This window comes from Mucilaginibacter sp. PAMB04168 (assembly GCF_039634365.2).
Taxonomy (GTDB): Bacteria; Bacteroidota; Bacteroidia; order Sphingobacteriales; family Sphingobacteriaceae; genus Mucilaginibacter.
This window is the reverse complement of sequence record NZ_CP155079.2, coordinates 192,874-216,666: the sequence shown is the minus strand read 5'-3', so window position 1 is coordinate 216,666 and position 23,793 is coordinate 192,874. Positions and strand designations below refer to the sequence as shown.

At 42.0% G+C, this 23,793-nt stretch carries 22 protein-coding genes; 1 reads left to right on the top strand and 21 read right to left on the bottom strand.

Going from position 1 to position 23,793, the window contains the following annotated elements:
* Positions 1-217 precede the first annotated feature (217 nt).
* The 7 genes from ABDD94_RS00925 to ABDD94_RS00895 form a co-directional block, all read right to left on the bottom strand.
* Positions 218-1,756: an alkaline phosphatase family protein gene (locus ABDD94_RS00925; protein ID WP_345954291.1), complete on the bottom strand. Its 1,539-nt coding sequence runs from the start codon at positions 1,754-1,756 to the stop codon at positions 218-220.
* A gap of 21 nt (positions 1,757-1,777) precedes the next feature.
* On the bottom strand, positions 1,778-2,626 hold the full coding sequence (locus tag ABDD94_RS00920) for a glycerophosphodiester phosphodiesterase family protein (RefSeq protein WP_345954290.1): 849 nt from the start codon (positions 2,624-2,626) through the stop codon (positions 1,778-1,780).
* Positions 2,627-2,636: 10 nt separating this feature from the next.
* Positions 2,637-4,130 carry a SusD/RagB family nutrient-binding outer membrane lipoprotein gene (locus ABDD94_RS00915; protein WP_345954289.1) on the bottom strand — a complete coding sequence of 498 codons (1,494 nt, stop codon included), beginning with the start codon at positions 4,128-4,130 and terminating at the stop codon, positions 2,637-2,639.
* A gap of 10 nt (positions 4,131-4,140) precedes the next feature.
* Positions 4,141-7,542: a SusC/RagA family TonB-linked outer membrane protein gene (locus tag ABDD94_RS00910; RefSeq protein WP_345954288.1), complete on the bottom strand. Its 3,402-nt coding sequence runs from the start codon at positions 7,540-7,542 to the stop codon at positions 4,141-4,143.
* Between the two features lie 198 nt (positions 7,543-7,740).
* A complete protein-coding gene (locus ABDD94_RS00905) occupies positions 7,741-8,745 on the bottom strand; it encodes a FecR domain-containing protein (RefSeq protein ID WP_345954287.1) in 1,005 nt (334 codons plus the stop codon).
* Between the two features lie 100 nt (positions 8,746-8,845).
* The gene (locus tag ABDD94_RS00900; protein ID WP_345954286.1) at positions 8,846-9,424 is read right to left on the bottom strand and encodes a sigma-70 family RNA polymerase sigma factor; all 579 of its coding nucleotides are present in this window, start codon (positions 9,422-9,424) and stop codon (positions 8,846-8,848) included.
* Positions 9,425-9,643: 219 nt separating this feature from the next.
* Positions 9,644-10,690, bottom strand: coding sequence for an NADP-dependent oxidoreductase (locus ABDD94_RS00895; protein WP_345954285.1), 1,047 nt, complete (start codon positions 10,688-10,690; stop codon positions 9,644-9,646).
* Between the two features lie 176 nt (positions 10,691-10,866).
* Between ABDD94_RS00895 and ABDD94_RS00890 the strand changes: the two genes are divergently transcribed.
* Positions 10,867-11,268 (top strand): winged helix-turn-helix transcriptional regulator, encoded by a 402-nt coding sequence (locus tag ABDD94_RS00890; RefSeq protein ID WP_345954284.1) that lies wholly within the window; start codon positions 10,867-10,869, stop codon positions 11,266-11,268.
* Positions 11,269-11,397: 129 nt separating this feature from the next.
* Here the strand turns inward: ABDD94_RS00890 and ABDD94_RS00885 are convergent, their stop codons facing one another.
* From ABDD94_RS00885 to ABDD94_RS00820, 14 genes are all read right to left on the bottom strand, one after another.
* Positions 11,398-11,910: a cupin domain-containing protein gene (locus ABDD94_RS00885; RefSeq protein ID WP_345954283.1), complete on the bottom strand. Its 513-nt coding sequence runs from the start codon at positions 11,908-11,910 to the stop codon at positions 11,398-11,400.
* 18 nt (positions 11,911-11,928) lie between these two features.
* Complete coding sequence (locus ABDD94_RS00880) at positions 11,929-12,315, bottom strand: DUF4267 domain-containing protein (protein WP_345954282.1); 387 nt, start codon at positions 12,313-12,315, stop codon at positions 11,929-11,931.
* A 72-nt stretch (positions 12,316-12,387) separates the two neighbouring features.
* Positions 12,388-12,966 (bottom strand): Crp/Fnr family transcriptional regulator, encoded by a 579-nt coding sequence (locus tag ABDD94_RS00875; protein ID WP_345954281.1) that lies wholly within the window; start codon positions 12,964-12,966, stop codon positions 12,388-12,390.
* 942 nt (positions 12,967-13,908) lie between these two features.
* On the bottom strand, positions 13,909-15,222 hold the full coding sequence (locus tag ABDD94_RS00870; RefSeq protein ID WP_345954280.1) for a hypothetical protein: 1,314 nt from the start codon (positions 15,220-15,222) through the stop codon (positions 13,909-13,911).
* 47 nt (positions 15,223-15,269) lie between these two features.
* Positions 15,270-15,818, bottom strand: coding sequence for a hypothetical protein (locus ABDD94_RS00865; RefSeq protein ID WP_345954279.1), 549 nt, complete (start codon positions 15,816-15,818; stop codon positions 15,270-15,272).
* Positions 15,819-15,848: 30 nt separating this feature from the next.
* Complete coding sequence (locus tag ABDD94_RS00860; protein ID WP_345954278.1) at positions 15,849-16,793, bottom strand: hypothetical protein; 945 nt, start codon at positions 16,791-16,793, stop codon at positions 15,849-15,851.
* Positions 16,794-16,800: 7 nt separating this feature from the next.
* On the bottom strand, positions 16,801-18,603 hold the full coding sequence (locus ABDD94_RS00855) for a phage baseplate assembly protein V (protein WP_345949706.1): 1,803 nt from the start codon (positions 18,601-18,603) through the stop codon (positions 16,801-16,803).
* Between the two features lie 15 nt (positions 18,604-18,618).
* On the bottom strand, positions 18,619-19,227 hold the full coding sequence (locus tag ABDD94_RS00850; RefSeq protein WP_345954277.1) for a hypothetical protein: 609 nt from the start codon (positions 19,225-19,227) through the stop codon (positions 18,619-18,621).
* 1 nt (position 19,228) lies between these two features.
* On the bottom strand, positions 19,229-20,125 hold the full coding sequence (locus ABDD94_RS00845) for a hypothetical protein (protein WP_345954276.1): 897 nt from the start codon (positions 20,123-20,125) through the stop codon (positions 19,229-19,231).
* Positions 20,126-20,222: 97 nt separating this feature from the next.
* Positions 20,223-20,615: a type VI secretion system tube protein TssD gene (gene tssD, locus ABDD94_RS00840; RefSeq protein WP_345949709.1), complete on the bottom strand. Its 393-nt coding sequence runs from the start codon at positions 20,613-20,615 to the stop codon at positions 20,223-20,225.
* Between the two features lie 89 nt (positions 20,616-20,704).
* Positions 20,705-21,103, bottom strand: a complete 399-nt coding sequence (gene tssD / locus ABDD94_RS00835) for a type VI secretion system tube protein TssD (protein WP_345949710.1) — start codon at positions 21,101-21,103, stop codon at positions 20,705-20,707.
* A 120-nt stretch (positions 21,104-21,223) separates the two neighbouring features.
* Positions 21,224-21,793: an NAD(P)H-dependent oxidoreductase gene (locus ABDD94_RS00830; protein WP_345954275.1), complete on the bottom strand. Its 570-nt coding sequence runs from the start codon at positions 21,791-21,793 to the stop codon at positions 21,224-21,226.
* Positions 21,794-21,910: 117 nt separating this feature from the next.
* Positions 21,911-23,299, bottom strand: coding sequence for a DUF5458 family protein (locus ABDD94_RS00825; RefSeq protein WP_345949712.1), 1,389 nt, complete (start codon positions 23,297-23,299; stop codon positions 21,911-21,913).
* Positions 23,300-23,333: 34 nt separating this feature from the next.
* Positions 23,334-23,771 carry a type VI secretion system contractile sheath small subunit gene (locus tag ABDD94_RS00820; RefSeq protein ID WP_345949713.1) on the bottom strand — a complete coding sequence of 146 codons (438 nt, stop codon included), beginning with the start codon at positions 23,769-23,771 and terminating at the stop codon, positions 23,334-23,336.
* Between the last annotated feature and the right edge of the window lie 22 nt (positions 23,772-23,793).

Below are 23,793 nucleotides of genomic sequence, written 5' to 3'. Positions count from 1 at the left end.
GGGTTTTAAGTAGAAGAAAGCCAACTAAAGTAAAAACTTTATCTGGGTAAAAGACATTGTTATCAGACTGCAGTTGTTACAAAAAACGAAATGAATCCATAAGCCTGTTAGTAGTGATTTGGCGGATAAACGTAGATTATTTAGACGGCTAAGCCTCTTACCATATTTATCGGACTAAAATTTCAATAGATTCAATCATCCTCTTGTGTTTTAAGTCTTATTGCCGGGTAACTTTGGTAAAATCAAAATATTGTTGCTTCCCTACAATTGATCGTTGCATATAAAGTTTATATGAAGTTTTACCTGTGCCCGCTGATGCCTCAATATGCTGAATTTTAACCGCAGGTAGCTTTAACGAGCTTTTAACCAGCATTTCGGTTGCCACCCTACCATCCATTTGTTGGGGCACACTTAAATGTTGCAGGTATAGTACGGTTGGCGTAATATCGGTATTTGATGTAGGAATTTCACTTACGTACTTTTTCTTGAAATCAGGTCCGGATACAATGAAAGGAATGTGTATCTCGTACGGACTAGTACCGCCATGACCCGCCACACCTTTACTATTGTCCATGCCAGCATAACCAAAGGTATTCTTATCATCATTCCAATTAGGCGATACCACAATATCAGCCGCCCTTTGTGGATGATCCCAGTGTATGGCTTCAAAAGACAGGGTACCGGCCACAGCCCCTTTTAAATCTCCGGCTTTTTTGCCTTTGGTAAATATGGCGCCCACCCATGGCTGGGCCTGCAATAAGGTAACAATTTGTTTAATCTTATTAAGATCGTGGTTTTTTACGTAGATGGCATTTTCAGATACAACTACATCGGTAACTGGGCTGGCCGCTTTTAAACCGCTACTAATAAGTAACGAGGCTACGTCCTGATTACCGGTGTGTGTAATAAACCCATGATCGGTAGAGATGAGAATGTTGATTTGATCAATAATGCCTTTCTCCTGAATGGCTTTAATCATACGCCCAAACTGTGCATCAACCGTTTTGATGGATGCCATGGTAACTGCCGAGCCAATGCCCGTGCTATGCGCCGCACCATCGGGGTCAGATAACCAAATAGCGCTTACATCGGGGCCATCGGCAGCCAGGCCATAGCGAATAAGCGCATTGGTTACCCACTGATGCTTAGCGGCATTATCGAGCTTGTTGCTTGCCGGTATGGGACCCACTTCGGCAATGATGCGCTCTTTAATATTTTCGGGCAATATCATGTCCGGATTAACAATACCGCCGCCGCTAATGGTGTGGTTTTGCAGCAGGGCCTGCCCGGTAGAGCCAGAACTGAACACCATCATCTTTTTACCAGCCGCCTGTAATACCTCTCCCAAAGAAACAGTAGTAAGGAGATGACCATCTGTAGCTTTGTTAATTTTCTGCAGATTAATGGCATCTCCAGTGTCCATACCCTTTAATGAATCTACCTGTGGAAAATAAACCGTATTACCCATTAAGCCGGTTTTGGCCGGGTAACTACCGGTTGAATAAGCCGATGAGTTAACCCGGGTAACGGTAGGGAACACACTGTGGTGTTGATTGCCGTATGCTCCCTGCTGCTTAAAAGCAAACAGGTTAGGCATATTTTGAGCATTAATATAGTCGGGGCGCAAGCCGTCAAAAAAAACGATGAGGGTTTTATGCGTTTTGCCCGCATCATCATCTTTTTTAGGTTGTGCTTTTTGCGCATAACATACGGGCAAAGCCATAGATACAAGCATTATAGTTATCTTAAATTTCATGCTGTTTGTTGTATTAATTATTTAATAAACCGGCTTAACAGGCACTATGCCCAGCTTTTTTGCTTCGCCAGTAAAAAGGGGCAGGTTATTGGTTAATATAAAATCAACACCACTATTAAATAAGCCAGCCATCATTTCCGGCTTTTCGGCATAAAAATAATTGATGCGGATATGGTTCTTTTTCAGCAGATCAATTTGCTCCTTACGGTCTTCGCCTGGTTTTAAAACCAGCAATTGAATAAATTCTGCCTTGTTTTTAATGGTTGCAGCCACATACTGCGGTACGTTAGCGCGGTAGCGGTTATCGGCATTACAAATTAATATAGCCGGGCAAGCCGCTCTGGCACCTTGCGCGGCATCTTCCTCGCAGGTTAAAAAAGCTTGGTGCATTCTATTGGTTTTTTGAATCACTAACGCAACGGCAGCACCTAATTTATTACCGCCTTTTAAGTGGCAGTTAAGCCATACATTTTTTGGCATCATGGCAAGGGTTTCATCAAGCGTAGGCACTTTGGCACCTGCAAACTTGCTGCTTTTTTTGCTTCCCGCATCCAGCTTACGTATCTCGCTCAAGGTCATGTTGGCCACTGCTCCACTGCCGTTGGTGGTGCGGTCAACGGTGCCGTCGTGCATTATAACCAGCACACTATCTTTAGTGAACTGTATATCAAACTCGATCATTTGCGCGCCGTATTTAATAGCCTCCTTAAAGCCTGGAACCGTGTTTTCGGGCGTGCTTTCAAACCCACCCCGGTGTGCACAAAGCCCCCGCTGAGGCATTAATATTTGAGCTTTTTGTGCAAATGCGGTTGACGCTATTGCCAGTAATGCGACACCGGCAGCTAATTTGCGTTTTATACTATTCTTCATGTTAAATGATTTATTTGTCCCACCAAACTTTAATGTTGCTGTTATCGCCACCCATGGCGGTTACAGCCTTAGCCAAATTATCGGGGTTTAATGACTGGAGGTAAACCGGGTAAGGGCATCTTGAAGGAAACACATTGCCATCGGGTATGCCGGTACCTCTTGGTAATACAGGGTACCCTGTACGCCTTTTTTCGAACCATGATTGATAGTCGACAAAGAAGTAAGCGTAATACTTTTGCAGCATTATTTGTTGCAACTGTGCATCAGTACTGGCGCCCGGGTTGTAAGCTACACCAGCTTTTTGCAAATAACCGGCAGGCAAAGGCACACCCCATTGTGTCATAGATGCAGTAATGCCGTTTTCATAATGCTTTTGTGATGAGTTGCCTGTAGCAAAGCCTTTAAGAGCTAATTCGGCTTTAATAAATTCCACTTCGGCATAGGTCATCATTATACCTAATTGGGGCAGGGTTTTTAACCCATCGCTGTAGCTCGAGTTTTTATCAACCACGTACTCGGTACTCGACGGATAGCCGCTATCAATCCCCTGATATACGTTAGCGCCGTTTACAGCTACCTGCGTTGCCCAAACTGCTCTGCGCGGGTCTTCATCAGTATTCATTTTGTTGATGAAGAACCTGGTGTAATAATCGCCCTGGCGCCAATCGCTTAAGCGTGCGTTGTAGTAAGGGTTAAAGAAAGGAAATGTACCCGGAAACCTAAAAATGGCATCATCGCTGGTGGTTGTAAATACCGGATTTTTAACCGGATCGGCCAGTATGGCGTTAATCTCACTATTGACGTTAACATCCCCGCTTCGTTTTGAAATCCTGAGCAGCAAGCGCAAACGCAACGAGTTGCAAAATTTCTTCCATCGGTTAATACCGTCGTTAGTGCTACCGGTTAAGGCATTGGCATTGTACAAAAAATCGCCGCCGTAGGTTAGTGCCTTGGTATTGTCGAGCAACGTATTAGCTGTAGCGAGGTCTTTCAATATTTGCGGATATATATCCTTTTGCTGATCAAATGCCGGCTTCAATATACCCTCCGTAGCTCTGGTAGATTCTGAATAAGGTATATCGCCAAAAGCATCAGTGAGTATAGAATAAGCCCATGATTTATAAATGAGGGATATAGCCATATAATTGTTCTCTTTGAGCTTTGAGGCTATAGAATACATGTCTTGTACATCGGTTAACGAGCTATAAAAGCCGGTCCAAAGGAAATCGTTGCTGCTGGGTGTAATTACATAACGGTGTATGCCACCGTTTACGCTGCTCCGGGGCGCGGTAACCTGCATCAGTTCATGCGTAAAGCGGCGCGAACCATCAATGCTCCTGGTCACAAATTTATACTCCATTTGCCCGAGCATTACACCGGGCGTAACTTCTTTAGGCCGGTTAGGATCGGTGTTTAATTCTTCAAAGTTTTTTGTACATGAAACCAGTAAAGAGGTTGTTGCCAGTAGCAGGGCAGCAACTTTAGGTATAATATTAAACTTCATAACTGTTATGTTAAAGTTTGAGTGTAAGGTTTAAGCCGAAGGTTCTTTCGGTTGGAAACTGTGTTAGTTCCACACCAGGCGTTATGGTACCGTTATTTAAATTGGCCGCTTCGGGATCGAAGGCAGGAAAATTAGTTATAATTAAAAGGTTACGTCCATAAACACCTAGCATAACCTGTTTTAGATGCAGCTTGGTTATCATTTTGGCAGGTAAGCTAAAATCTATCCTGGCTTCGCGCAGTTTGATGAAAGAGGCATCATAAATGTTCACCTCAGCGTTGGTGATCTTGTAATATTCGTCATAATATTTACTGGCCGGCACGTTTACAGTATTAGGCTTGTAACTGCCGTCAGGTTGTAACACCACGCCATCGCCCACTATACCGCCATCGCGCCCCGGCAGGGTAACTTTGGTTTTACCCAGCGTATTTAATTTATGGCTGGTTTGTGAAAATACGCTGCCTCCTTTTTGCCCGTCAATTAAAAAACTTACTCTGAAATTTTTAATAGTGAACTCGTTTTGTAATCCGGCTTTCCAGTCGGGGAAAGCATTGCCAAAAACTTTAAGCGTTTGGTCTAACTCGGCCGGTACGCCGGTGCTTGCATAAATAATCTTTCCATCAGGTGAGCGTTGAAAGCCACGACCATACATATCGCCCATACGGCCGCCTACGCGTGCTTCAATAGATACGTTGGTATCGTGATTATAAATTACCTGGTTGGTAATGCCCTGGGCCAACTCTCTTACATAACTGCGGTTGCTGGAAAAATTAACAGTGGTATTCCATTTAAACTGCGGATTATTAAAAGGTTTTCCGGTTAGTTGCAACTCAATACCCCGGCTGTTAATTAAGCCCGCGTTTAACAGAGCGCTTGAATAACCTGAGATAGGATCGAGCGGAATAGCCAAAATTTGGTTACGGCTGTTATTGGTGTATAAGGCCAAATCTATCCCTAAACGACTTTGGAAAAAGCGCATATCCAAACCGGTTTCAAAACTGGAGGTAATCTCGGGCTTTAAATTGGCATTGAACAGTGTGGTTGGATTGGTAAAGCTGTTGCTATATATTCTATCGTAATACTTGGCTGTTTGATACGGCCGGGTATCATTACCAACCTGTGCCCACGAAAAGCGGAACTTAGCAAAAGACACTGCTTTAGGCAGTGTAAACATATCGCTTAATATAAAGCTGGTGCTTACTGATGGGTAAAAGAACGAATTGTTTCCGTATGGTAACGTGCTGGACCAATCGTTACGGCCAGTAACATCCAAATAAGCGTAATCATGATAAGATAGCTGGCCAAAAGCATATAAACTGTGGATCGCTTTCTCGCTTTTGTTAGGATCGGCAACGGCCTGATCCAAGCTGTTGGATATTTGATAAATGCCGGGTTGCGCTAACTGGTCTGCATAAATACCAGCAAAATTATACGTCTGCTTCATTAAGTTACCACCACCCGATACCGAAAACTTTATATCATTTGTGATCTTATCTTTGTAGGACAACAATAGGTCGGTATTACTCTCGAAATTGAAAACGGTTTGCTCTCGGTAGCTTCCTTTAGGGTACTTAGTCATGCTGTAGGGACGTTGCTGCGAACGGAACTCATTTGAAAGGTCGACACCCGAGCGGAGCATTAATTCCAGTTTAGGGTTAAAAGTATAGTTGGCCATAACATTACCAATTACACCGTTCTTGTTAATTTTATTCAGCATTTCGTATACCTGCAGGTATACGTTGTCGGGACCGGGATTAAAGGGCAGCCTTTGCTGAATGTTTACCTGGCCAGGTTGCCAGTATGGTTTAAACCAGTCAATATCCACATTGGGAGTGGTACCCAATATCATAAAGTACATGATGGTTTGGTTATTGTAACCCGATAATGGAAGATTATCGCTGCGTTTATTAGTGTAATTAGCTTTACCAGATATTTTCAGCTTATCAGATATCTTTTGATTGGCCGATAGGGCAACTGATAATCTTTCGAAACCTGTATTAGGAACCAGCCAGTCGTTTTTTAAATGAGTAACCGATAACCTGCCCGAACCATTTTCATTACCACCCTCAATAGAAACATTATTAGTACGAGTAACACCGGTGTTGAAAAATTTGGAGATATAGTCTTTACGCGCAACCCAAGGAGTACGCTCTGTTGGCTTACCATCAGGCGAATTGGGGTTATACTGAAAATACATCTGCCCATCAAACTTAGGGCCCCATGCCCTGCCCTGTGCTGCGGCTGCTGCCGTATTAACACCATCGGGGCTGTCGCCGTAAGAGTAATACTTATCGGTACGGCCTTCACCATATTCAAACTGGTAATCGGGCCATTTCATTACACCATCAAAACTCAGGTTGCCGTTGTAAGTGATGCCTAAGCCCTTATCATTTCGCTGACCCGATTTTGTAGTAATAATCAACGCTCCGCCAGCTGCACGGCTACCATAAAGTGCAGTAGCAGCCGGTCCTTTCAATACAGTTACCTTTTCAATATCATCTGGGTTAATGTCCGATACATCCGATCCGAAATCAACAGGGCTATCGGCGGCTAAATGCGCTTTGTAGCCTGTGCCGGTAATTCGGTTACTTACAGGTATACCGTCAATTACAATTAATGCCTGGTTATTGTCCAAATTTAATGATGACTCACCTCTGAGCGTAATACGCGACGAACTAACAGGCCCTGAGCCCGTGCTTACGATGTTCAGCCCTGCCACCTTGCCAGCCAGGGATGATACCCAGTTATTGGTTTTAGCGTCTTCCAGACTTTTAGAGGTTACATTTTGAGCTGAGTAGCCTAATGATTTTTCTTCACGCCTTATACCTAATGCTGTTACCAAAACCTCGTTCAGGGATTTCGTGGAAGGTTTCATACCAATGTTAAGTATGGTGCTCTCGCCTGCTTTAACCTTAATGCTAGACAAATGCTGTGTTTCAAAAGAAACATAGCTGACATCAACTGTGTAATTACCCGGTACGGCATTGATTGAAAAATTTCCATCAGCATTACTTATCGCAACTCTGTTTAATTCTACAATGCGTATGGTAACGCCAGGTAAAGGCTGACCTGTTTCGTCGGTAATCTTACCAGTAATTTTACTATCCTGAGCACTAACTCTCTGTAAAGTAGTTAGTACTATATAGTTACCCTGGTTATTGTAAGCAATACCGGCATCGGTTTTTAACCATGCCAATACCTCTTTAACGGTGGCGTACTTTTTTCTTACCGCTATTGTACGGCTAAGTTGTCGGTTTACAGTTTCATCAAAGGAAACCTGCGCATTTGCCTGTTTTTTTATAATCTCAACAATTTGCTGGCCGCTGTATTGCGCTGCTTGCATTTGTAAGTTTTGCTCAAGTACCTGCGCTGCTGCAGCCGTTAGGGTGTGTGCTGTTAATAGTAGCACCATTGTAAAACACCGCTGAAATTTATTACATATAATAAGCCATAATGATGGTTTCATTGTTACTTTTGATAGGTTATAGGGTTGCCGCCCTGTGATTAAAAAATCGACTTTTTGGCTGATGCTCATCAGCTGATTGGATTGCCGCCCTGTTAACGCAGGGCGGTTTTTAATGAGTAAACTATTGGTTCATGCCCTCCTTCGTTAATAAATATGAATGCTGTTTTTTCCTGTTTTGTACTTAAAGCCGGCAGTTGCCGAAAGAATGTCAAGCACTTGTGGTAATGATTGCCCTTTAAAATCAGCCGTAATTTTCTTGTTTAGTAATGGCTTGCTTTGAACGCTAATGGTAATGTTATACCATTTTTCGAGTTCTTTACAGATTTGGGCAAAACTGGTTTGATCAAATGCCAACTCACCATCTATCCAGTTCAGTAGCCGATCGGGTTGTACCCGCTCCATCGTATAATTACCTGTAACCTCCTGAAAAGTGACCTTTTGGCCCGGGTGCAGAATAGCTAATTGTTTAAACTTTTTACTACGTACGCATACCCGGCCGGTGCGTAATAATACAGATGCCGTGCTTGCTCCTTTGGCTGCGTTAACTTCAAACGAGGTACCCAGTACTCGGGTGGTTACTTTTGAGGTGATTACATAAAAAGGTTTTTGTTTATTATGGGCAACCTCAAAGTAGGCGCGGCCAGTTAAAAATACTTTCCGATTTGTTGCATTAAAATCACTTGGTATATCTATAACCGTTCCAGGAAACAATGACAAACGGCTACTGTCCGGAAGCGTGATACGATCTATTTTGCCATACCCCGCCTCAATACGTTGGTAAACCACTGCTGATTGCAGCAGGCTTGGCGGCTGTTTAAAGTAAAAAGCAAACGTAGCCGATAACATGAACACCGTTATAGCCGCTGCATAAGCCATCCAGTTACGGCTATGCTTAGGTTGTAATTTGGCCGTCTGATGAGATAGCAGGGTATCAAACTTTTGCCATGTCTGCTCTTGTTGTTCGCTGCTTAACGGCAAAATATCAGCATCTGTATTAGCCATGGCATCTTTCAAACACTGCTCTACATAAGCTGTGTCTGCTTCCATCGCCAGGTAGACTTCTATAGCCTTATGTTCATCGGCCAAGCTATTCCCATTAAAATAATTTATGAGTGCTTGCTTTGAGGGTTTCTTTATCCTGTTGGGCATTCTACAGGTAAGAAGCCCAAAGTACCAGGGATGTACTATGACAATAAAAAACTTGATATGGACTTAACACCCGCTTAACGCCGGCAAAGAAAAACAGGCCTTAGCGCTTTAAAACAGCAATTAGAATAAATAGCGGAAAAATATCTGAGTATTCGTGCAACTCGGTTTTTAAGAGTTTAAGGGCCGAAGCAATGTGATTGCGCACGGTATTGCTGGAGATGTTTTGCAGCTGACTAATTTCCTGATAGGTATAGCCCTGATCACGACTAAGCAAAAAAATCTCCAGCCTTTTAGCTGGTATTTTTGATAGTGCAACTTCATACCTAAATTGTAATTCTTTAAGATTGAACTGACCGTCAACTTCGGTAAAAAATTGGTGTTCTTCTACCACACTCAACTCTTGCGTTTTAAAAATCTTCTTTCTCACCATACGGCTAATTTCCTGCCTTAGCATGCCGTAGAGGTAACCTTCCAGATTTATGATATTTTGAATAACTGTTTTATGCTGCCATATTTTTAACAGTACATTCATAGCCAATTCCTCGCACTCCTCGCTGTTTTTACGCATGCGGTAACCCGCGGCATACAATTTAGGGTAATAATGGTCAAACACACCTTTATAGGCGCGCTCATCTCCGTTTAACCATTGGGCGGTGTATACTTCAACTGAGTGTGACATATCGCTACAAAAGTATGCGGGTGCTGTAGCAATTATTTCAATTTTGCATTAAGTGATTATTAAGTTTTGAACCCTCTGTTGTTAGTTTTTACAGCATTAAGTCCGCTTTATCCTAGGTGCAATTTTATCTTCTAATCTCTCTTATTCACCATTTAATAACATACAGGCCATCCCAGGATCGGGAAGGCTTGTATGTTAAACTCGTTTATAGTGAACCACTCAGGCAACAGTAAGCACTATTTTGCCTTGAATGTGACCTTTCTCGGCCCGTTCGTGCGCCTGGCGCGCATTGGCAAGCGCATACGTACTATCCACTACCACGCGGATCTTTCCACTGTCAAGCAAGTGAGCCAGCTCCGCAAGCTGCGCCCCGTTTGAGCGAACCTGTGTGGCTGAAACCGTAATGCCGAGCTTTTTAGCTTCATCGGCACCTTCAAAACCCAAAGGGAACACCGGGAACAGAGCACCACCACGCTTAAGCGTGCGCAAAAAGCGGCCGGTAGTGGGGCCACCCAAAGCGTCCAATACCAAATCCAGGTCCTGGGCCACATCTTCGGGAGGCGTTTGGGTGTAGTCTATAAATTCATCAGCACCCAGTTCGCGCAGCAGCGCTTCGTTCTTGCCTGATGCCACGGCAATTACATGTGCACCTTTCAGCTTGGCAATCTGGACCGAAAAGTGCCCTACACCGCCTGCGGCTCCATTAATCAGCACCCGCTTTCCCTCAAGTGGTACAGGCTGATGCTTGTTGGGCTTAAGGGGGTTGGGTGCATCGTGCCCCACCTCAACCAGGTATTGCCATGCTGTAAGCAGGGACATTGGCGCTCCGGCAGCATGGATATGATCAATACCGGCAGGTTTGAGCGCCAGTTCTGATGCAGGTACGCTAACATACTCGGCATAGGCACTGCTTTCGCCAACGCTGAAGAAGCGAACCATCGAATACACTTCATCACCAATAGAAAAACCTTCAACATCATCTGCCACCGCTTCAACAATGCCCGAAATGTCTGTGCCTAAAATAATGGGGAAAGGTACCTGAGGTCTCCATTCGGGCGGCAGTGATTTATAACCGTCGCGCAGATACCAGTCTGGCGGATTAAGCCCAACTGCATGAACGCGCACGAGCACTTTACCGGGCTTCAGTTCAGGAACAGGTGCGTCCTCATAGCGCAATACTTCGGGGCCGCCATATTCGTGCAGTCTTACTGCTTTCATCATTCGTTTGCTTGCATTATGGTCTGATGTATTTTCAAGCTCTTTCATCGTATGTTTTTGTTGTATGTGAATAAATATCAAGCCTTGCTTAGGACTTGACAGTGTAATCTAATGTGCTGCAATACTATCCGATTTGTATATATTTGGCAAGTATGTACTTTTTTGTATCTTATGTACCCAAAAGTGTGTATTACTGATTAACAGCCTTTTACAATAATTTTGAAATGAAAAATGAATCCAAAGTGACTGAAGCGACACAGCTTTGTGCGGTTGATTACGCCTTTAAGCGCATTGGCGGCAAATACAAAGCACGCATTTTGTGGTATTTAGATATGAAAAGGGTTTTACGCTACGGGGAGCTGAACCGGACCTTACCTGATATTACCACTAAAATGCTTACCCAAACCCTGCGGGAACTGGAAGAAGACAAACTGATTATCCGCAAAATGTACCACGAGGTACCACCCAAAGTGGAGTATTCACTTAGCGAAACAGGCAAAGAGCTGATTCCTTTTATAGCGCATTTGCATCATTGGGGCAAGAAACAAATTGAAAAGGAAGGCCTGGCAAATGCAGGCATCCTAGACGAACGAACCAAGACCTGCCAAAGTGTTTGCGAATCTTGATTGATTATCTGCTAACAAAGGGAAAAAGCCCCGATGCTTTTAGCACCGGTGGCTTCATAGGTTGAATAATTAAACTTGTATTAAGGCTATGCCTGTGAATCACATAACGGGTTGATCAGACTCAAGATTTTAGCTGCAATATTTCAATTCTAATTCTTTTAACCGTCCTTTTTTAATGGCCCTCTTGGCAAGATAATTAAAAAGAGGTGCTGCGATCTTTTGTAGACTTACCATTTTAGAGTTGTTTAAGTAAACGAACAAAGCAAGGTCAGCAAGTTTTTTGGGTGTTCCTGCCGCACTGGCCAGGCCATCTTTTGCCAGTCCTTTTGATATCAGCAGCGCATTTTCAAAGTTTTTATTGCCAGGGCTTACTGTTACTTGTATTAAACAGTTCTCAGTTGATACGTTGTGAAAGTAGTGTTTCTCGTTAGGCTTGATCGTTACCCTGTCACCTGCTTTTAACTGATGCACCCGGTTGTTCAGTCCTACTTCCAACGTACCCTGTAGCACTTCAAAAGTCTCTGCAAAAAGTGTGTGGTAATGCCATGGCGTCTTTTCGTTTGGAATGATGTTAAATTCAATCACACTTTCTTTATGAGTATCTGCTGAACTGATTAGCTTGATGTATCCTTGCGTTTTCATATAGCTTTGGTTAAGGTTTTATTTGTTTGAGGATTTATGGCTTAATAAGATAGTTCCGGCAGCGGCGCAAACGATAATGGCGGCTATATGAGGGATAGCTTGAGGGATGCCATTATAACTTTTGCTTAATACGATCAGCATATCGGTGACAGGGATAATGGTTCCTGCCGCCAGCGTAATACCTAATGCTTTGGTTTGCTTAGTTAAGATAAGCAGGCAAATTACTAAACCTGAAAACACATCACGGATACCTTTAATGTAATGGAAAGAGTAGTCGGCGTGCTCGTTAAAGCGTATGCCGTAACCGGCTTCTGCTGGTTCGGGCGCCAAAAGGAACCTGGTTCCGATAAAAATCATTCCCAACCCTGTGAGGAATGCGATTGCAATAAAAATTCTTTGTGTCATGATTATTTATTTTAAATGATGACACAAAGTTCCCTAACCCAAATCCGGCATTCATGCACCTGGGTTAACAAATCATTTTTCTGTGAAAATTCTTTTGCGGATACGGCTGAGAGATTGCGGCTTTACGCCTACATACGATGCGATATGATATTGCGAAATTCTTTGCAGCAAGCCCGGGTGCCTTTTCAGAAATTTTTCATAGCGAAGCTCTGGTGTGTCTGTATAGAACGAACTCAAGTCTTGCAGGGTTTGTACAAAAACCTGTTCAATTACTACCCGGCCAAACCGCTCGGCTCCGCTCACAGATTGATAAAACAGTTGTAAGTCGGTAAATGAGATCTGTAGCATTTCACAATCCTCTAACGCTTGGATGTTTTTTGTAGATGATGTTTGCGGCAGAAAACTTTCATAGTTGCAAACAAAGTTGTTTTCCTGTGCAAAGTCGTATGTTTTATCTTCTCCATCGTGATTGATGTAGTATCGCAATAGCCCTTTAATAACAAACCCCACCTGTTTACAAACCTGTCCTTCTGCTAAGAAGAAATCTCCTTTTTTGTAAGTCTTTTCCTTGAATAAAGAAGTGACGGTTTCTTTTTCTTCCGGACTTAGCGCTATTATTCTTTGTAGGCTATCAATCAAGTTGGTCATCATAATAAAGTGTCGCTATTTTAATAATTAATAATGGAAAGGCATTGGTAACTGCACAACTAAACTAGTTGGATGAAGCCCCCGGCCTAAAGATTGTAAACCAAAATAAAAGTTTATTGACAACACCAGCCACAGCACCGGCTGCCTGGCTAAAACCTTCTTAAAAATATTCCAAATTTTATTTAGATAAAACAGGATGTGAGTGTTGTGTACCACTTGGTTTCAATGATTAAGAATTGCAAAATCAGAAAAACCAGCTATAAATACTGATACAGTTACTTACAAAGACAAAGCTGGTGTACCTTAATGGCTTTTGTGTACCTATCACTATACCACAAGCAGATATAATGATAAAGAAAAAGCCCCAAATATTATCAATTTGAGGCTTTTTCTTTCTTTGCAGAAGTAAGCGGATAAAAGTCGAACTCGCCAACCATATCAATAATACTGTTACAAAGCTAAATCATAGAAGGGCCACTTTGTATTGCTTAGAACAAGGAAAACTTCGGGCTCTAACCTCAATACATACAACTATAATCAACGAGTTTCTAAATAAGTTTATAATAGGTCTCTTTTGAATGGCTGTCGACCTGTCTACGTCCATGCAGTATTTTGTCTGCTTATACGCATAGAGGTAACTAAAGTGTCGAAGTTCAGTATTAATTGGCCGCACACATTTTTAAGCTATCTGTTCTATCAAAACATCGCTAAAAAGGTACTCAAGCGTTATATAAATCAACTTCGGATCAGTAAAGTGGGGTGTGAAGCTATTTATATTAAATAAAAGCTATGTCAAACACAATTCATGTCCGAAATACGCTTTGGCATCAGCGTTCCATACGGCCTTTAGCTTTCGTTATTAATACGTTAGTCTGCTCTGCAAGTAGATGCTCCTTGCAATGATTAATAGTTATTGCAGGCGTATTGATAAAGGACGGTACCTTTTTATTGGTCACAGGTTACGTTTATACCATTGTTCATGTCTTCGGCCATAGCCGATGCTAACTCGGCACGTGCCTGCTCAGAAAATCGGGTAGCCACAAACGGAAACACAAATGCAATTAGTCCTCCTCCTTTTACACCCAGCTGACCTAATGTTCTAAAACTGTTAATTTTTACGGCACGCGCATCAGGCAATACACGGATTAAGTCTCTTGGACGTACTACCTGGTTACCGTCTCTAGACAGTTTTACCATACTTTCGTTATACCTGCCCTGCCTGATGTCCTTTGTGATTTGACGAGCTATTTCATTTTTATGCAGTTCGCGTGGGGGTATCCCTTCAATTTTCTTTAAATCGCTGGCAAGTTTTGTACTTTCCTTAAACTCGCGGTAGTTACCTTGCACATCTTTAATATATTGCCGTCCATTGAAAACAACAACTGTTCTACCCTCCTGATCTTTAGCAAACCATCCTGATTTGGCGTCTACTTCTAAGATGTCGGGACTGCCTAAATCGCCCGGCGTAGCTCCAAGCGGATTTGGTACATAACCAGGTACCGGATTGTTAGCATCTACCTCATTCAGGCGGGTGTAGTGTTCATTGCCAGGGGCCAAATTACTTCTTAAAACCTCACGCTGGCCATAAGTGCCCGCTGCAACAAATGCCATTGTTCCACCCATCCAGCCTATTGTTTTTGCTATGCCACCCAGCTTAGCCATACCTACCACCCCTGCAGTAGCTCCGCTAAAAGCCAATACTGCACCCGCTCCTCCAAAAAATGAAGCAATAGTGTTAAAGAAAATTTCACCAGCATTGTTATCGGAAATTGATTGCGCATAGCGGTTAGCTACATCTAGGCTAAAAATGGGAGACAATACCCCACCAGCATCACATACCAACATAGAATTGTGGGTTATTGCCCGTTCCTGATTAAATCTTACCTTAGGATGCTCCAGTGCCCAATGCCCGTTACCCAAAGCACCAGTACATTTATGATTAATTTGCGTTGCATAATAACCACCCACTATCATGGAGCCTACTCCAAGTGCTATAACCCACCCTACCGGGTTGGAGAGCAAGAAAGCGCCCACAATTAAGCCTGCACCAAAAGCAAGAAAACTCCACATGGCGTTTTTAGGGCTTTTGCAAGGAAATTCTTCATTAATATTCCTATCCTCAATAGTTAATAGCGTACGCTGCCCTTGGCTGTAAAATACGCTGATTTTAGCTCGCGTATCAATAAACATACGGGGTGCATTATCTGTTTGAAAGGTACATACTGCATACACGTTTTTGGGAATATAAGAAACGCTCATAATATTATACTTTATGGTGAACCATATATCTGTTTAAAAGCAGTTGCTTACTGCGGCCTTGAGTACCAACAGGCACCCAGCTTTTGTAAGCTGCGCCCCGTATTCTTCTTTATAAATTCAAACCCCATTTCTTTTTTTAACGTAGTTAAAAAATCACTCATCAATAAGGCTTTTTGTTGGTCTACTTTCTCACTTGTATCCATATCAGTGATAGAGATATTTTTACCGGTCTTAAATTTAATTTGTAATGAAATGAAAGATTTTTCAATACGATTGTAATCATAACTGTAAACCCCGTCAATACTGTCTTTCATTATTTTTTGAGGGGGTTTATGGTTTTCAACAATATAAAGCGCCTCTTTGTCAAAGTATAACAACAAGTTTTTGGATGATGCTTTAGTAATCCCCATAACTGTTAACCCTACTATCAAAAAAATCAGTATAAGTCCCCAAATACCAAGATACCTCATTCCATATTCTCCATATAAAAAAAGCAGGGGCAAGCCAATGAAAAATCCCATTACATAATTGATGTAATAAGGAAATGTTACCACATTATTGAACTGAAACTTTTTTATTTCAGGTTGCTGTTGCATATTCACAGTATTATATTGTTACACTACAAGCTAGTCTTCCAGCTTTTTGAGGTCAAACTGCGTAACAAATTCATAATTATATTTAACAGCCTCTTTTAACTGAACGGTTGCACTTAAAATTAAACCTGAATTTTTATCAACTGTACGCCTTATAACGTACTCGAAAATGTATTCGGTGAAATCGTACTCGATGATAGGCTTGTAAAACTGATTGTATTGTTGTATTAAAGTGTCTTCGTTAAGCTTGCCTTTGTTTAACTTACCTACGGTCATTACTTCGGTGGTACGCTCGCTATCGTTAATTACACCATGTGTTAATTCAAGCTCTAATGGTACATTAACAAATATCTGCGAATTAAATTCGAGCTGCTGCTTGCTATCCCTATCTTTTTCGGGATCAAAATCATTAAAAATGGTATGGTAAAACAATGATTTATCATATGTTTTAAGTAAAACATCTTCAGTTCCAAATTCTAAATCACCGCCTTGAATAAGCCCCTCTGCGGCGGCCGGATTGGTGCGTCCTATTGTTCTGTAAAGTTCTGAATTAATAAGTTCGGGCTTAAACTGGTTCCATTTTTGCTGCAAGGCAGCGAAATTATTGACACTTTTGATGGAGTTATCGGCATGTAAGCCAAACGCAACGTTTTCCTTATCAAACTCTAACTTTTCTGTAGCAGCAATAGCATCTTTTAGCGCCGGTGGGTTTACTTTATACAAATATTGCTCAAGCACAACCTGTGCTTTACGGCCGGGTGTAAGTTTAAGTAAGTACTGCTTTTTGGTATCACAGTGAAAAGTAATATGATCTTCTACCTTAGTGGTATTAAATTGCTCACACCGGTAACGGGCCGATAATTTATAATTATCATCTAAACCATCGTCATTTTTTTCCTGACCAGACGGAACAAAAACGGGATTTTTACTGCCCGTTTCAGTGGGTTGTGAATCTTCAAAAAAGCGCAATCTGCTCATGTTAAAATCAATTAATGTCTACCTGATTTCCAGTAATGGTATGCTTGCCATTAGCGGTAGTACTTATTGTTGTATTTGAAAATACCGTTAAGGCGCCTGCAATAGTAACGGTTTTGTTTTGGCTCTCAATAGCAATGGCGGTTGTGCCGTAAGTGCCCATGTTAACCGCGTTGCCGGGCATATCGCAGGCGTTAGCATTGATAGCCTGTTTACCCTGTATATTAATCACTTGTCCTACAAGGTCAATAGTTCCGTTACTATTAAGTGTAATCGAACTCTCGCCGGTAACCAGCTTTATGGTTTGGTCGGCAGTAATGGTTATTGTGTTGTTGCCATCAATTTCAATATGGTTTAATTTACTTTTATCAATAAAAGTAATACCTGCCGAATCATCCAATCTGAGCATATGCCCACTTTTTGAAATCAGGCTTTTACCGTTGTTGCCTACGCCGCCGCCAATACCGGTTTTACCACTAAACATACTACCAATCACAATAGGCCTGGCGATATTACCTTCTTCAAAAGCCACTAAAACCTGGTCATCCTTTTCCGGAACAAAAACAAATCCTCTATTTGTGTTTACTTTATCGCTACTGCCAGCATCGGGACTTACTACCCGTAACCATTCGGTAGGGTCGTTACTGGTACACTGCCATTTAAACTTCACTTTTACCCGTCCCTGTTTTTTCGGATCGTCGTTATCCAGCACAGTTGCCAGTTGCATATCAGCAAATGGTTTCTGCGCCTGCTTTACATTTAGCTTTTCACTGCTGGCCGATACGCCTTCAAATGTATTTTGATAATGGCCTACGCCATCCAACTGATGATAAACTGCGGTTACCAAAAACTTTCCAAAATCTTGCACCTGAAAGCCGGTTTCGGCACGCATACTGGTGCTAATATTAACTACTTTGCCTAACCCCACTTGTGGGTTATCGCCGTTACCCATGATGTTCAGCAACTCTGATACAAGCGCATTATGTTCATCATTAACAAATGTGTCTATCTCCTTTTGTGAATTGATACGAACGTTAAGCGGCTCATTATAGCGTTTGCTAAAGACCTGATCAGATGCTGAAACCACATGAGACAAATCTGGCGAAGACGATGAGGCCGCAGCTGGCTGTGCACTAAAAACCTGGTCTTGCGGCGAATGGTAAGCAAACTTCTGATATTTGAGCGGTGCTATCTGCATACCGTATTGCAAGCTATGCAGATCACGTCCATAAACCAGGTCCACTTCTTCCAATTTGTCGGGCTTACCAAAATTTAACTTGGTACCGTCATAGTAAAACCATTCATGATACTCGGCCGATAAGCGATTGATGAATTCAAAATCGCTTTCACGGTATTGAATCATATAATCTATAGGAGAGGTATAGGTTGGTTTAACCTGAAAGTTTAGGTCGTTCTGCGGGGCATCGGCGGTAGCCTGTTGCAATATAGTAGTAAGGCTTTTATTAAGGTAGGATCCTAAATCCGGGCCACGGTCTATCAATATAGACGGGCTGAAACCACTGATTAGAATATCACCTTGAAAACCATGACTTTGTGATATTTCCACACGGGTAACTTTGCCAGTAAACTGATTTTCTTTACCCAAAAAATTTCCAAACTGTACAGTAATATTTTTCCCAATAAAGGTTTTCGATTTTTCGAGCGTAACGTTGTTCGTGCCCTCAATCTGATCGTGATTGAGGCGTAGCTCAAACGAGTGATGCTCATTAAACCGCTGGTTTAATACAAAACTCGAAAAGTGAGCGATGGGGGTACCTTCAATATTAATTTCAACGCTGATCTTGTTTTCCATAATCAAGGTTTTGGGTTAACCCTTTAGCGGCCAGGGTGTGTAATAGCTTAATATTTTATATGTTCCTTTTACCTTACCAAATACAAAGCCAAATGATGTTTCTTTACCGTTATCCTGTACATATTGTTTTTGCAACTCATATAACGAGGTGCCTTTGTCTGTCACCTGCCGTAGCCTGAGATAATAATCTTCATTACTGTGTGCATCAATAACTGATAAATCATCCTCTGTACTTGCAGGAACCAAACGCGTTACATCACCCGAAAAAATATCTGCCATGTATAAAGGCAGTTCTTTTTTACTTAACAAACCGTCTTGATAGTTGCCTGTCGAGCTTTGCAAATCAGTGTTACTCCACTGCGGACTGGTTTGCAAAGGATAATATAACATGTTAGATAATGCGGCTTTATCCTTTTGCTTCACTGCAAATTTGAACTGTGCCAAGAACTGCCTGAAAAGCTGCTCATCGCTATCAATTACCGGTTGCTGTGACTGAGCTGCAACATTTACTTTTGCAGTAACCGACTGTTTAGGCTCATTGCGCTGCCCCGGAGCAGGTTTACAACCCGTTAAGACATACAATGTTAACGTGCTCCACAACAAGATATACTTCTTGATAACCATTTTAGTTTCGTGGGATACTAATTAGCGCACGTTGTTCCATGCGTTTTAAAATTACACCTGCACCTAGTTGTTGTGATACGGCCTCTGCATCAAACACGCCATCCTTTATATATTTGCCTTTAACATAGTGGTTTGAATAGCTCCATAAATAAGGCGTATGCACACCTTTACGGTTGTAACCAAATCCGTTGTATCCTTCCAGTTTTTGCAATATAAATGGCAAGCTCCAGTTAGTTACCTGGTCATATTTCATCAGCTTTAATGCATCTACTGCGCTTTCTTCAAAAGTAAAGGGAGGCGCATGTCCAACTTTTGGCCTGTGCGCAGGAACGTGCACAGTATAACCGGTAAGCGGATCGCCGTTGTGCAAATGCTTTTTAAAATCAAAGCTACATTCCAGGTAGTGTACACAAGCAATGAAGTACCAAGGCACACCTGCGCTGTTAAAATTTGCAGCCATCGCAAAAAAATCGCGGTTCATACCAAAGCTACTGCTGTTGTCGGCAAAGCTGGACTTTAAGTATTTGCTTTGTTGCCCCGGCTGCAATACCTCAGTAACCGAACGCCCAAATAAATCTTCCCTCACCGGAGATTGCTCCCAGGCTGCTTTGGCATAGGACGCAAATCGGTTATTAAACGGTACGTGTGCAGATTGAAAGAGAGGTTGAGCTGAAACTTGCGCAGTATTACCGCCTTTTACCATTTGCGAAACACCTTCGTAACGCTGTCTGTTCACCACCACTTTTTCGTCAATTATTTTGTCAACAGCCAGCAGCTTGTCTTTATTAATTACGCAGGTATTAAAAAGATTCACATACTCCATAGCGGTGGGTATGTTTGACTTTTTCTTTTGAACAGTAGGAGGTGTATGACTAACGATACGCTTTTTAATCTTCATAAGTAATCGGAGTAAACAGCAAAAAAAACGGAGAAGATACTTGCGTATTCCTCTCCGTATCTGGTATTTCATTGCCTCAAGGGCTTATGCTATAATTTTATTTAGGCCAGTCATTTTCATGATCGGCATTGCCAACTTTTAGCCGGCGTGCAGAAATCACGAAACTTAGTGACATAGGCGCATTGCCTACAACAGACAAACCTTCATTATATTGAATAATATAACCGTCTTCGAAAGATAATTCTTTCATTTTGGCATCTTCTTCTGATTTTTTGAAGGTAATGGTGCCGCTCAGCGGTTTATACTGGTTGTTAACCATTGATTCGATTACAGAAGTATCTTCAGTCGATTCTACTTCTACCTGTACTGTTCCGCCGTACACACCCGATGACGGCCGTCCTTTGGCATCAACATCGCGGCTGAGTGCAAAACTGCACTGCAGTACATCAAACTCTTTTGAGCCTATATTAATTCTTGCTTTAAAAGCCATGTTTTTAAAATTAAAGGTTAAACAATACGCAAACTATATTAAGCATTTACCAATATAAGCCTGCTCTTAATGTTCTCTATGCAGAAAACTTATGCCCTACCTGGCCAGTCGTTCACATGCTCGGCATTACCCAGTTTAATTTTACGGGCCGATATAGTGAATTTGTAAGTCATCGGGGTATCGCCGGTGATGTTTAAGCCTTCGGCATATTTTACAATATACCCGTCTTCAAAAGTAAGCTCCTTCATCTTTGCATCCTCTTCAGACTTTTTGATCAGCAAACTACCTACAATAGGCTTGTACTGGTTGTTCACCATAGCTTCAACCACCGATGTATCTTCGGTTGATTCTACTTCAATGTCGATGGTTCCACCGTAAACTCCTGAAGCAGGGCGCCCCTTTGAGTCAACATCACGGTTTAAGGCATAAGAGCAGTTTAGCACATCGTACTCCCTGCCCGAAAAATTTAATCTTGCTTTGAAAGCCATAACGATAAATTTCTAAGGTTAATAATATTTAAGTGCCTTATTTATAAGCGGCACTCTCAATATTAACTACAATATATCTTATATATTGTTTAAGGAAAATAAAAATTACTTTATTGTTAGCTAAATTAATTTTTCACCGAAGCTTTCCAGCTTGTTTAACCACTTTTGCGCGTATGGGTTTTGCAGGGAGTGTAAATGGCCAATAGTATTAGTTTGCACAGGCTTGATACGGCATTTTTCGAGTATGGTACGCTTTATAGGAAGGTAAGTGGTACGCTGATTTATTTGCCAATCTTGCCAGGCAGCCTCATCTAATATGGAAACTATCCGGGCCGAACGGCCGCTAAAGTCATTACTAAAAGCCGGGTTACGGATGATGAAGACTTGGTCGGGTAAAAAAATACGGTCAAAAAACCCTTTAACTTTAAAGTTGATGGAACTCTTATACACCGGGCAAAACACAACTATATGGTGACTCCAGCGTATGGTGGCTATTACCTCGGCTAAATCTGGCTGCCCTTCGGTTAGTTTATTTAGTAATGGTTTGTTCGGGTTAAATTTCAGATCAGCAATTGTGATTTCCTTTAAAGCAGCATTAGCGCGGTCTGCGCCGGCACGGTAAGCGTTGATAAGCGCCCGGGTAATGGGCGTTTTATCAATATCTGCGTTTATAAGGACAACCTGTTTCATCTTTGTGCGGATAAAGGTAAGCAGGCTTAACCAACAAAAGCAAGCAATTTTACATTGCCTTAATGTAACGTAAAAGGCCCGGTATAATTATACCAGGCCTTCCATATTATTGAGCTATTATTGCTGGTTATATTCAGTGTTCCAAACAGCGCTATCGTCATCACCTTTTTGTCCATCCAGCTTCACAACAAAGCTTTTGGCCGGGAAGTAAGGCGTGATATGTATATCTAAGTGGATACGGTCTTTCTGCACTTCATCGCGCTCAAACCGCACTATTTTAAAGCGCTCAATCAGGCGGTCAGGTCCTTGTATATTATCCAAGAACTTCACGATTTGAGAGCGTAAATCCTGCTCAGTTTTTGAATTCCAATTTTCAAACGCCCTGCGGTTCAGGAAATCGAACAATACTTTGGTAATGTAATCGAACACCCTAACTACTGAGTAAGTCTGCAAACCAATATTATCACCGTTAAACAGGGTTTTGGCTGAAAACGCCATCACTTTTCCATACTCGTTTACCATAGGTACCAAACCCAGTTTTTCGAGGTGCGAAATTTCACTTTTCTTTAGATCGAAGCGAACGCCATCTACCTCGTTAACTGCACCATGTTTTTTGCCCGCTGTAACTTGTGACATTAATGTATAATACATTTTGCCAGCCAGCGCAGCTGAACCGGGTACATAAAGATCATCTTCTTCGCCCACTTCTGCTACTTTACCACGGCCTACTAACCAATTACAGGTCATAATGGTATTCGCTTTAAAAGCATCACCACCGGTTAAGTTGGCCGCGCTAAATAAATCAACCACATCATCGGGTTGGTCAAGGTCGGCAAAGTCGGTCACCAGCATTACCTTATTTTCGTATGCCATTTTAGACCAGCGTTCTACCACCTTGTTTGATCCTAAATAGCCCGGTATAACCATCAGAGAGTAGTTCTGGCGTAAATCGAGCCGGTCATAGTTTTGTTTCAGTTCGTCACCTACGTATTCTATGAAACGCGGATTGTCCAATTCTTTCAACTGGTCTAAACTGGCATTCATCATTACCAAATTCTTGATCTTATCAGATTCGGTATTTTTATAGAATAAATGCACAGAGCGGTAGGCCTGCTCTAGTTCGCGGGTACTTTGCAATACGTTGTTAATGTTAGCATTCAGATTTTCTTCAACCTGCTGCAGTTTTTCGCTGCTGGTTGCTACCATGTCGCTCACAGAACCACCGCTTTCCAATGCTTCAATCCATTGGCCCAGCTTCTGTTTCAGTTCTTCACGCTCCTGCTTTTTTTCTTCATCGTTCAAGAAAATTTGTTTACGCGCTTTGCGTTCGGGATTTAGGTTTTGCAGGCCGTCTACTGTAGTTTCCAGCAAATCAAAACCGCCCACCCTGGACAATTTATTTAAACTTTCATTTAAGCTTAGTTCGGGGGCGGCGCTTTTTTCAGCCGGTTTATATCCTTGAGCCGATGAGGTATCGTTGAGTGCTTGCTCGTTTGGTGTTGCCATTTTGCTAGTATTGAGGTATAGGAGTGAGCTAAAATTATTCCAGTTCTTTTACAAAGTTTTTAAGTGCGCTTACAAAAGCGGCTCTTGATTCTTCATTATCCAGCGCTGTTTTTAGTGTTTTGTTGGTTTTTAGCTGTTTAATGATGCTCATGTACATCTCGCGCTCAATGTTGAGTTTGCGTAGGTAACTGCTTTGCTGTACTAACTGTTTAACACCAAAATCGCCTAAGTTTTTAAACTTAAGATTTTCAGTTGTAGAAGAGCCGTCCAATCTATCAAGCTCTACATCAATGCTCGGTTTAAAATGTTCAAAAACCTCTTCCACCGTTTTTAAACCCTCAACCTTTTCAGGACGCAGCGGTTCGTTATCGGTTAATTTTTGAATAAACAGCGTTTTATTCGGAGATATTTCGCCAAAAGCTTCGGAGGTATCTACTTTCCTCTCGTTGCCACCAATTTCGTAATTAAACATATTTGCAAAAATGAGATGTACT

What these genes read in the sequence shown, in the direction of transcription:
- ABDD94_RS00925 (WP_345954291.1), bottom strand. Translation starts at nt 1,756, where the DNA reads ATGAAATTTAAGATAACTATAATGCTTGTATCTATGGCTTTGCCCGTA.
- ABDD94_RS00920 (WP_345954290.1), bottom strand. Translation starts at nt 2,626, where the DNA reads ATGAAGAATAGTATAAAACGCAAATTAGCTGCCGGTGTCGCATTACTG.
- ABDD94_RS00915 (WP_345954289.1), bottom strand. Translation starts at nt 4,130, where the DNA reads ATGAAGTTTAATATTATACCTAAAGTTGCTGCCCTGCTACTGGCAACA.
- ABDD94_RS00910 (WP_345954288.1), bottom strand. Translation starts at nt 7,542, where the DNA reads ATGGTGCTACTATTAACAGCACACACCCTAACGGCTGCAGCAGCGCAG.
- ABDD94_RS00905 (WP_345954287.1), bottom strand. Translation starts at nt 8,745, where the DNA reads ATGCCCAACAGGATAAAGAAACCCTCAAAGCAAGCACTCATAAATTAT.
- ABDD94_RS00900 (WP_345954286.1), bottom strand. Translation starts at nt 9,424, where the DNA reads ATGTCACACTCAGTTGAAGTATACACCGCCCAATGGTTAAACGGAGAT.
- ABDD94_RS00895 (WP_345954285.1), bottom strand. Translation starts at nt 10,690, where the DNA reads ATGAAAGAGCTTGAAAATACATCAGACCATAATGCAAGCAAACGAATG.
- ABDD94_RS00890 (WP_345954284.1), top strand. Translation starts at nt 10,867, where the DNA reads ATGAAAAATGAATCCAAAGTGACTGAAGCGACACAGCTTTGTGCGGTT.
- ABDD94_RS00885 (WP_345954283.1), bottom strand. Translation starts at nt 11,910, where the DNA reads ATGAAAACGCAAGGATACATCAAGCTAATCAGTTCAGCAGATACTCAT.
- ABDD94_RS00880 (WP_345954282.1), bottom strand. Translation starts at nt 12,315, where the DNA reads ATGACACAAAGAATTTTTATTGCAATCGCATTCCTCACAGGGTTGGGA.
- ABDD94_RS00875 (WP_345954281.1), bottom strand. Translation starts at nt 12,966, where the DNA reads ATGATGACCAACTTGATTGATAGCCTACAAAGAATAATAGCGCTAAGT.
- ABDD94_RS00870 (WP_345954280.1), bottom strand. Translation starts at nt 15,222, where the DNA reads ATGAGCGTTTCTTATATTCCCAAAAACGTGTATGCAGTATGTACCTTT.
- ABDD94_RS00865 (WP_345954279.1), bottom strand. Translation starts at nt 15,818, where the DNA reads ATGCAACAGCAACCTGAAATAAAAAAGTTTCAGTTCAATAATGTGGTA.
- ABDD94_RS00860 (WP_345954278.1), bottom strand. Translation starts at nt 16,793, where the DNA reads ATGAGCAGATTGCGCTTTTTTGAAGATTCACAACCCACTGAAACGGGC.
- ABDD94_RS00855 (WP_345949706.1), bottom strand. Translation starts at nt 18,603, where the DNA reads ATGGAAAACAAGATCAGCGTTGAAATTAATATTGAAGGTACCCCCATC.
- ABDD94_RS00850 (WP_345954277.1), bottom strand. Translation starts at nt 19,227, where the DNA reads ATGGTTATCAAGAAGTATATCTTGTTGTGGAGCACGTTAACATTGTAT.
- ABDD94_RS00845 (WP_345954276.1), bottom strand. Translation starts at nt 20,125, where the DNA reads ATGAAGATTAAAAAGCGTATCGTTAGTCATACACCTCCTACTGTTCAA.
- tssD (WP_345949709.1), bottom strand. Translation starts at nt 20,615, where the DNA reads ATGGCTTTTAAAGCAAGAATTAATATAGGCTCAAAAGAGTTTGATGTA.
- tssD (WP_345949710.1), bottom strand. Translation starts at nt 21,103, where the DNA reads ATGGCTTTCAAAGCAAGATTAAATTTTTCGGGCAGGGAGTACGATGTG.
- ABDD94_RS00830 (WP_345954275.1), bottom strand. Translation starts at nt 21,793, where the DNA reads ATGAAACAGGTTGTCCTTATAAACGCAGATATTGATAAAACGCCCATT.
- ABDD94_RS00825 (WP_345949712.1), bottom strand. Translation starts at nt 23,299, where the DNA reads ATGGCAACACCAAACGAGCAAGCACTCAACGATACCTCATCGGCTCAA.
- ABDD94_RS00820 (WP_345949713.1), bottom strand. Translation starts at nt 23,771, where the DNA reads ATGTTTAATTACGAAATTGGTGGCAACGAGAGGAAAGTAGATACCTCC.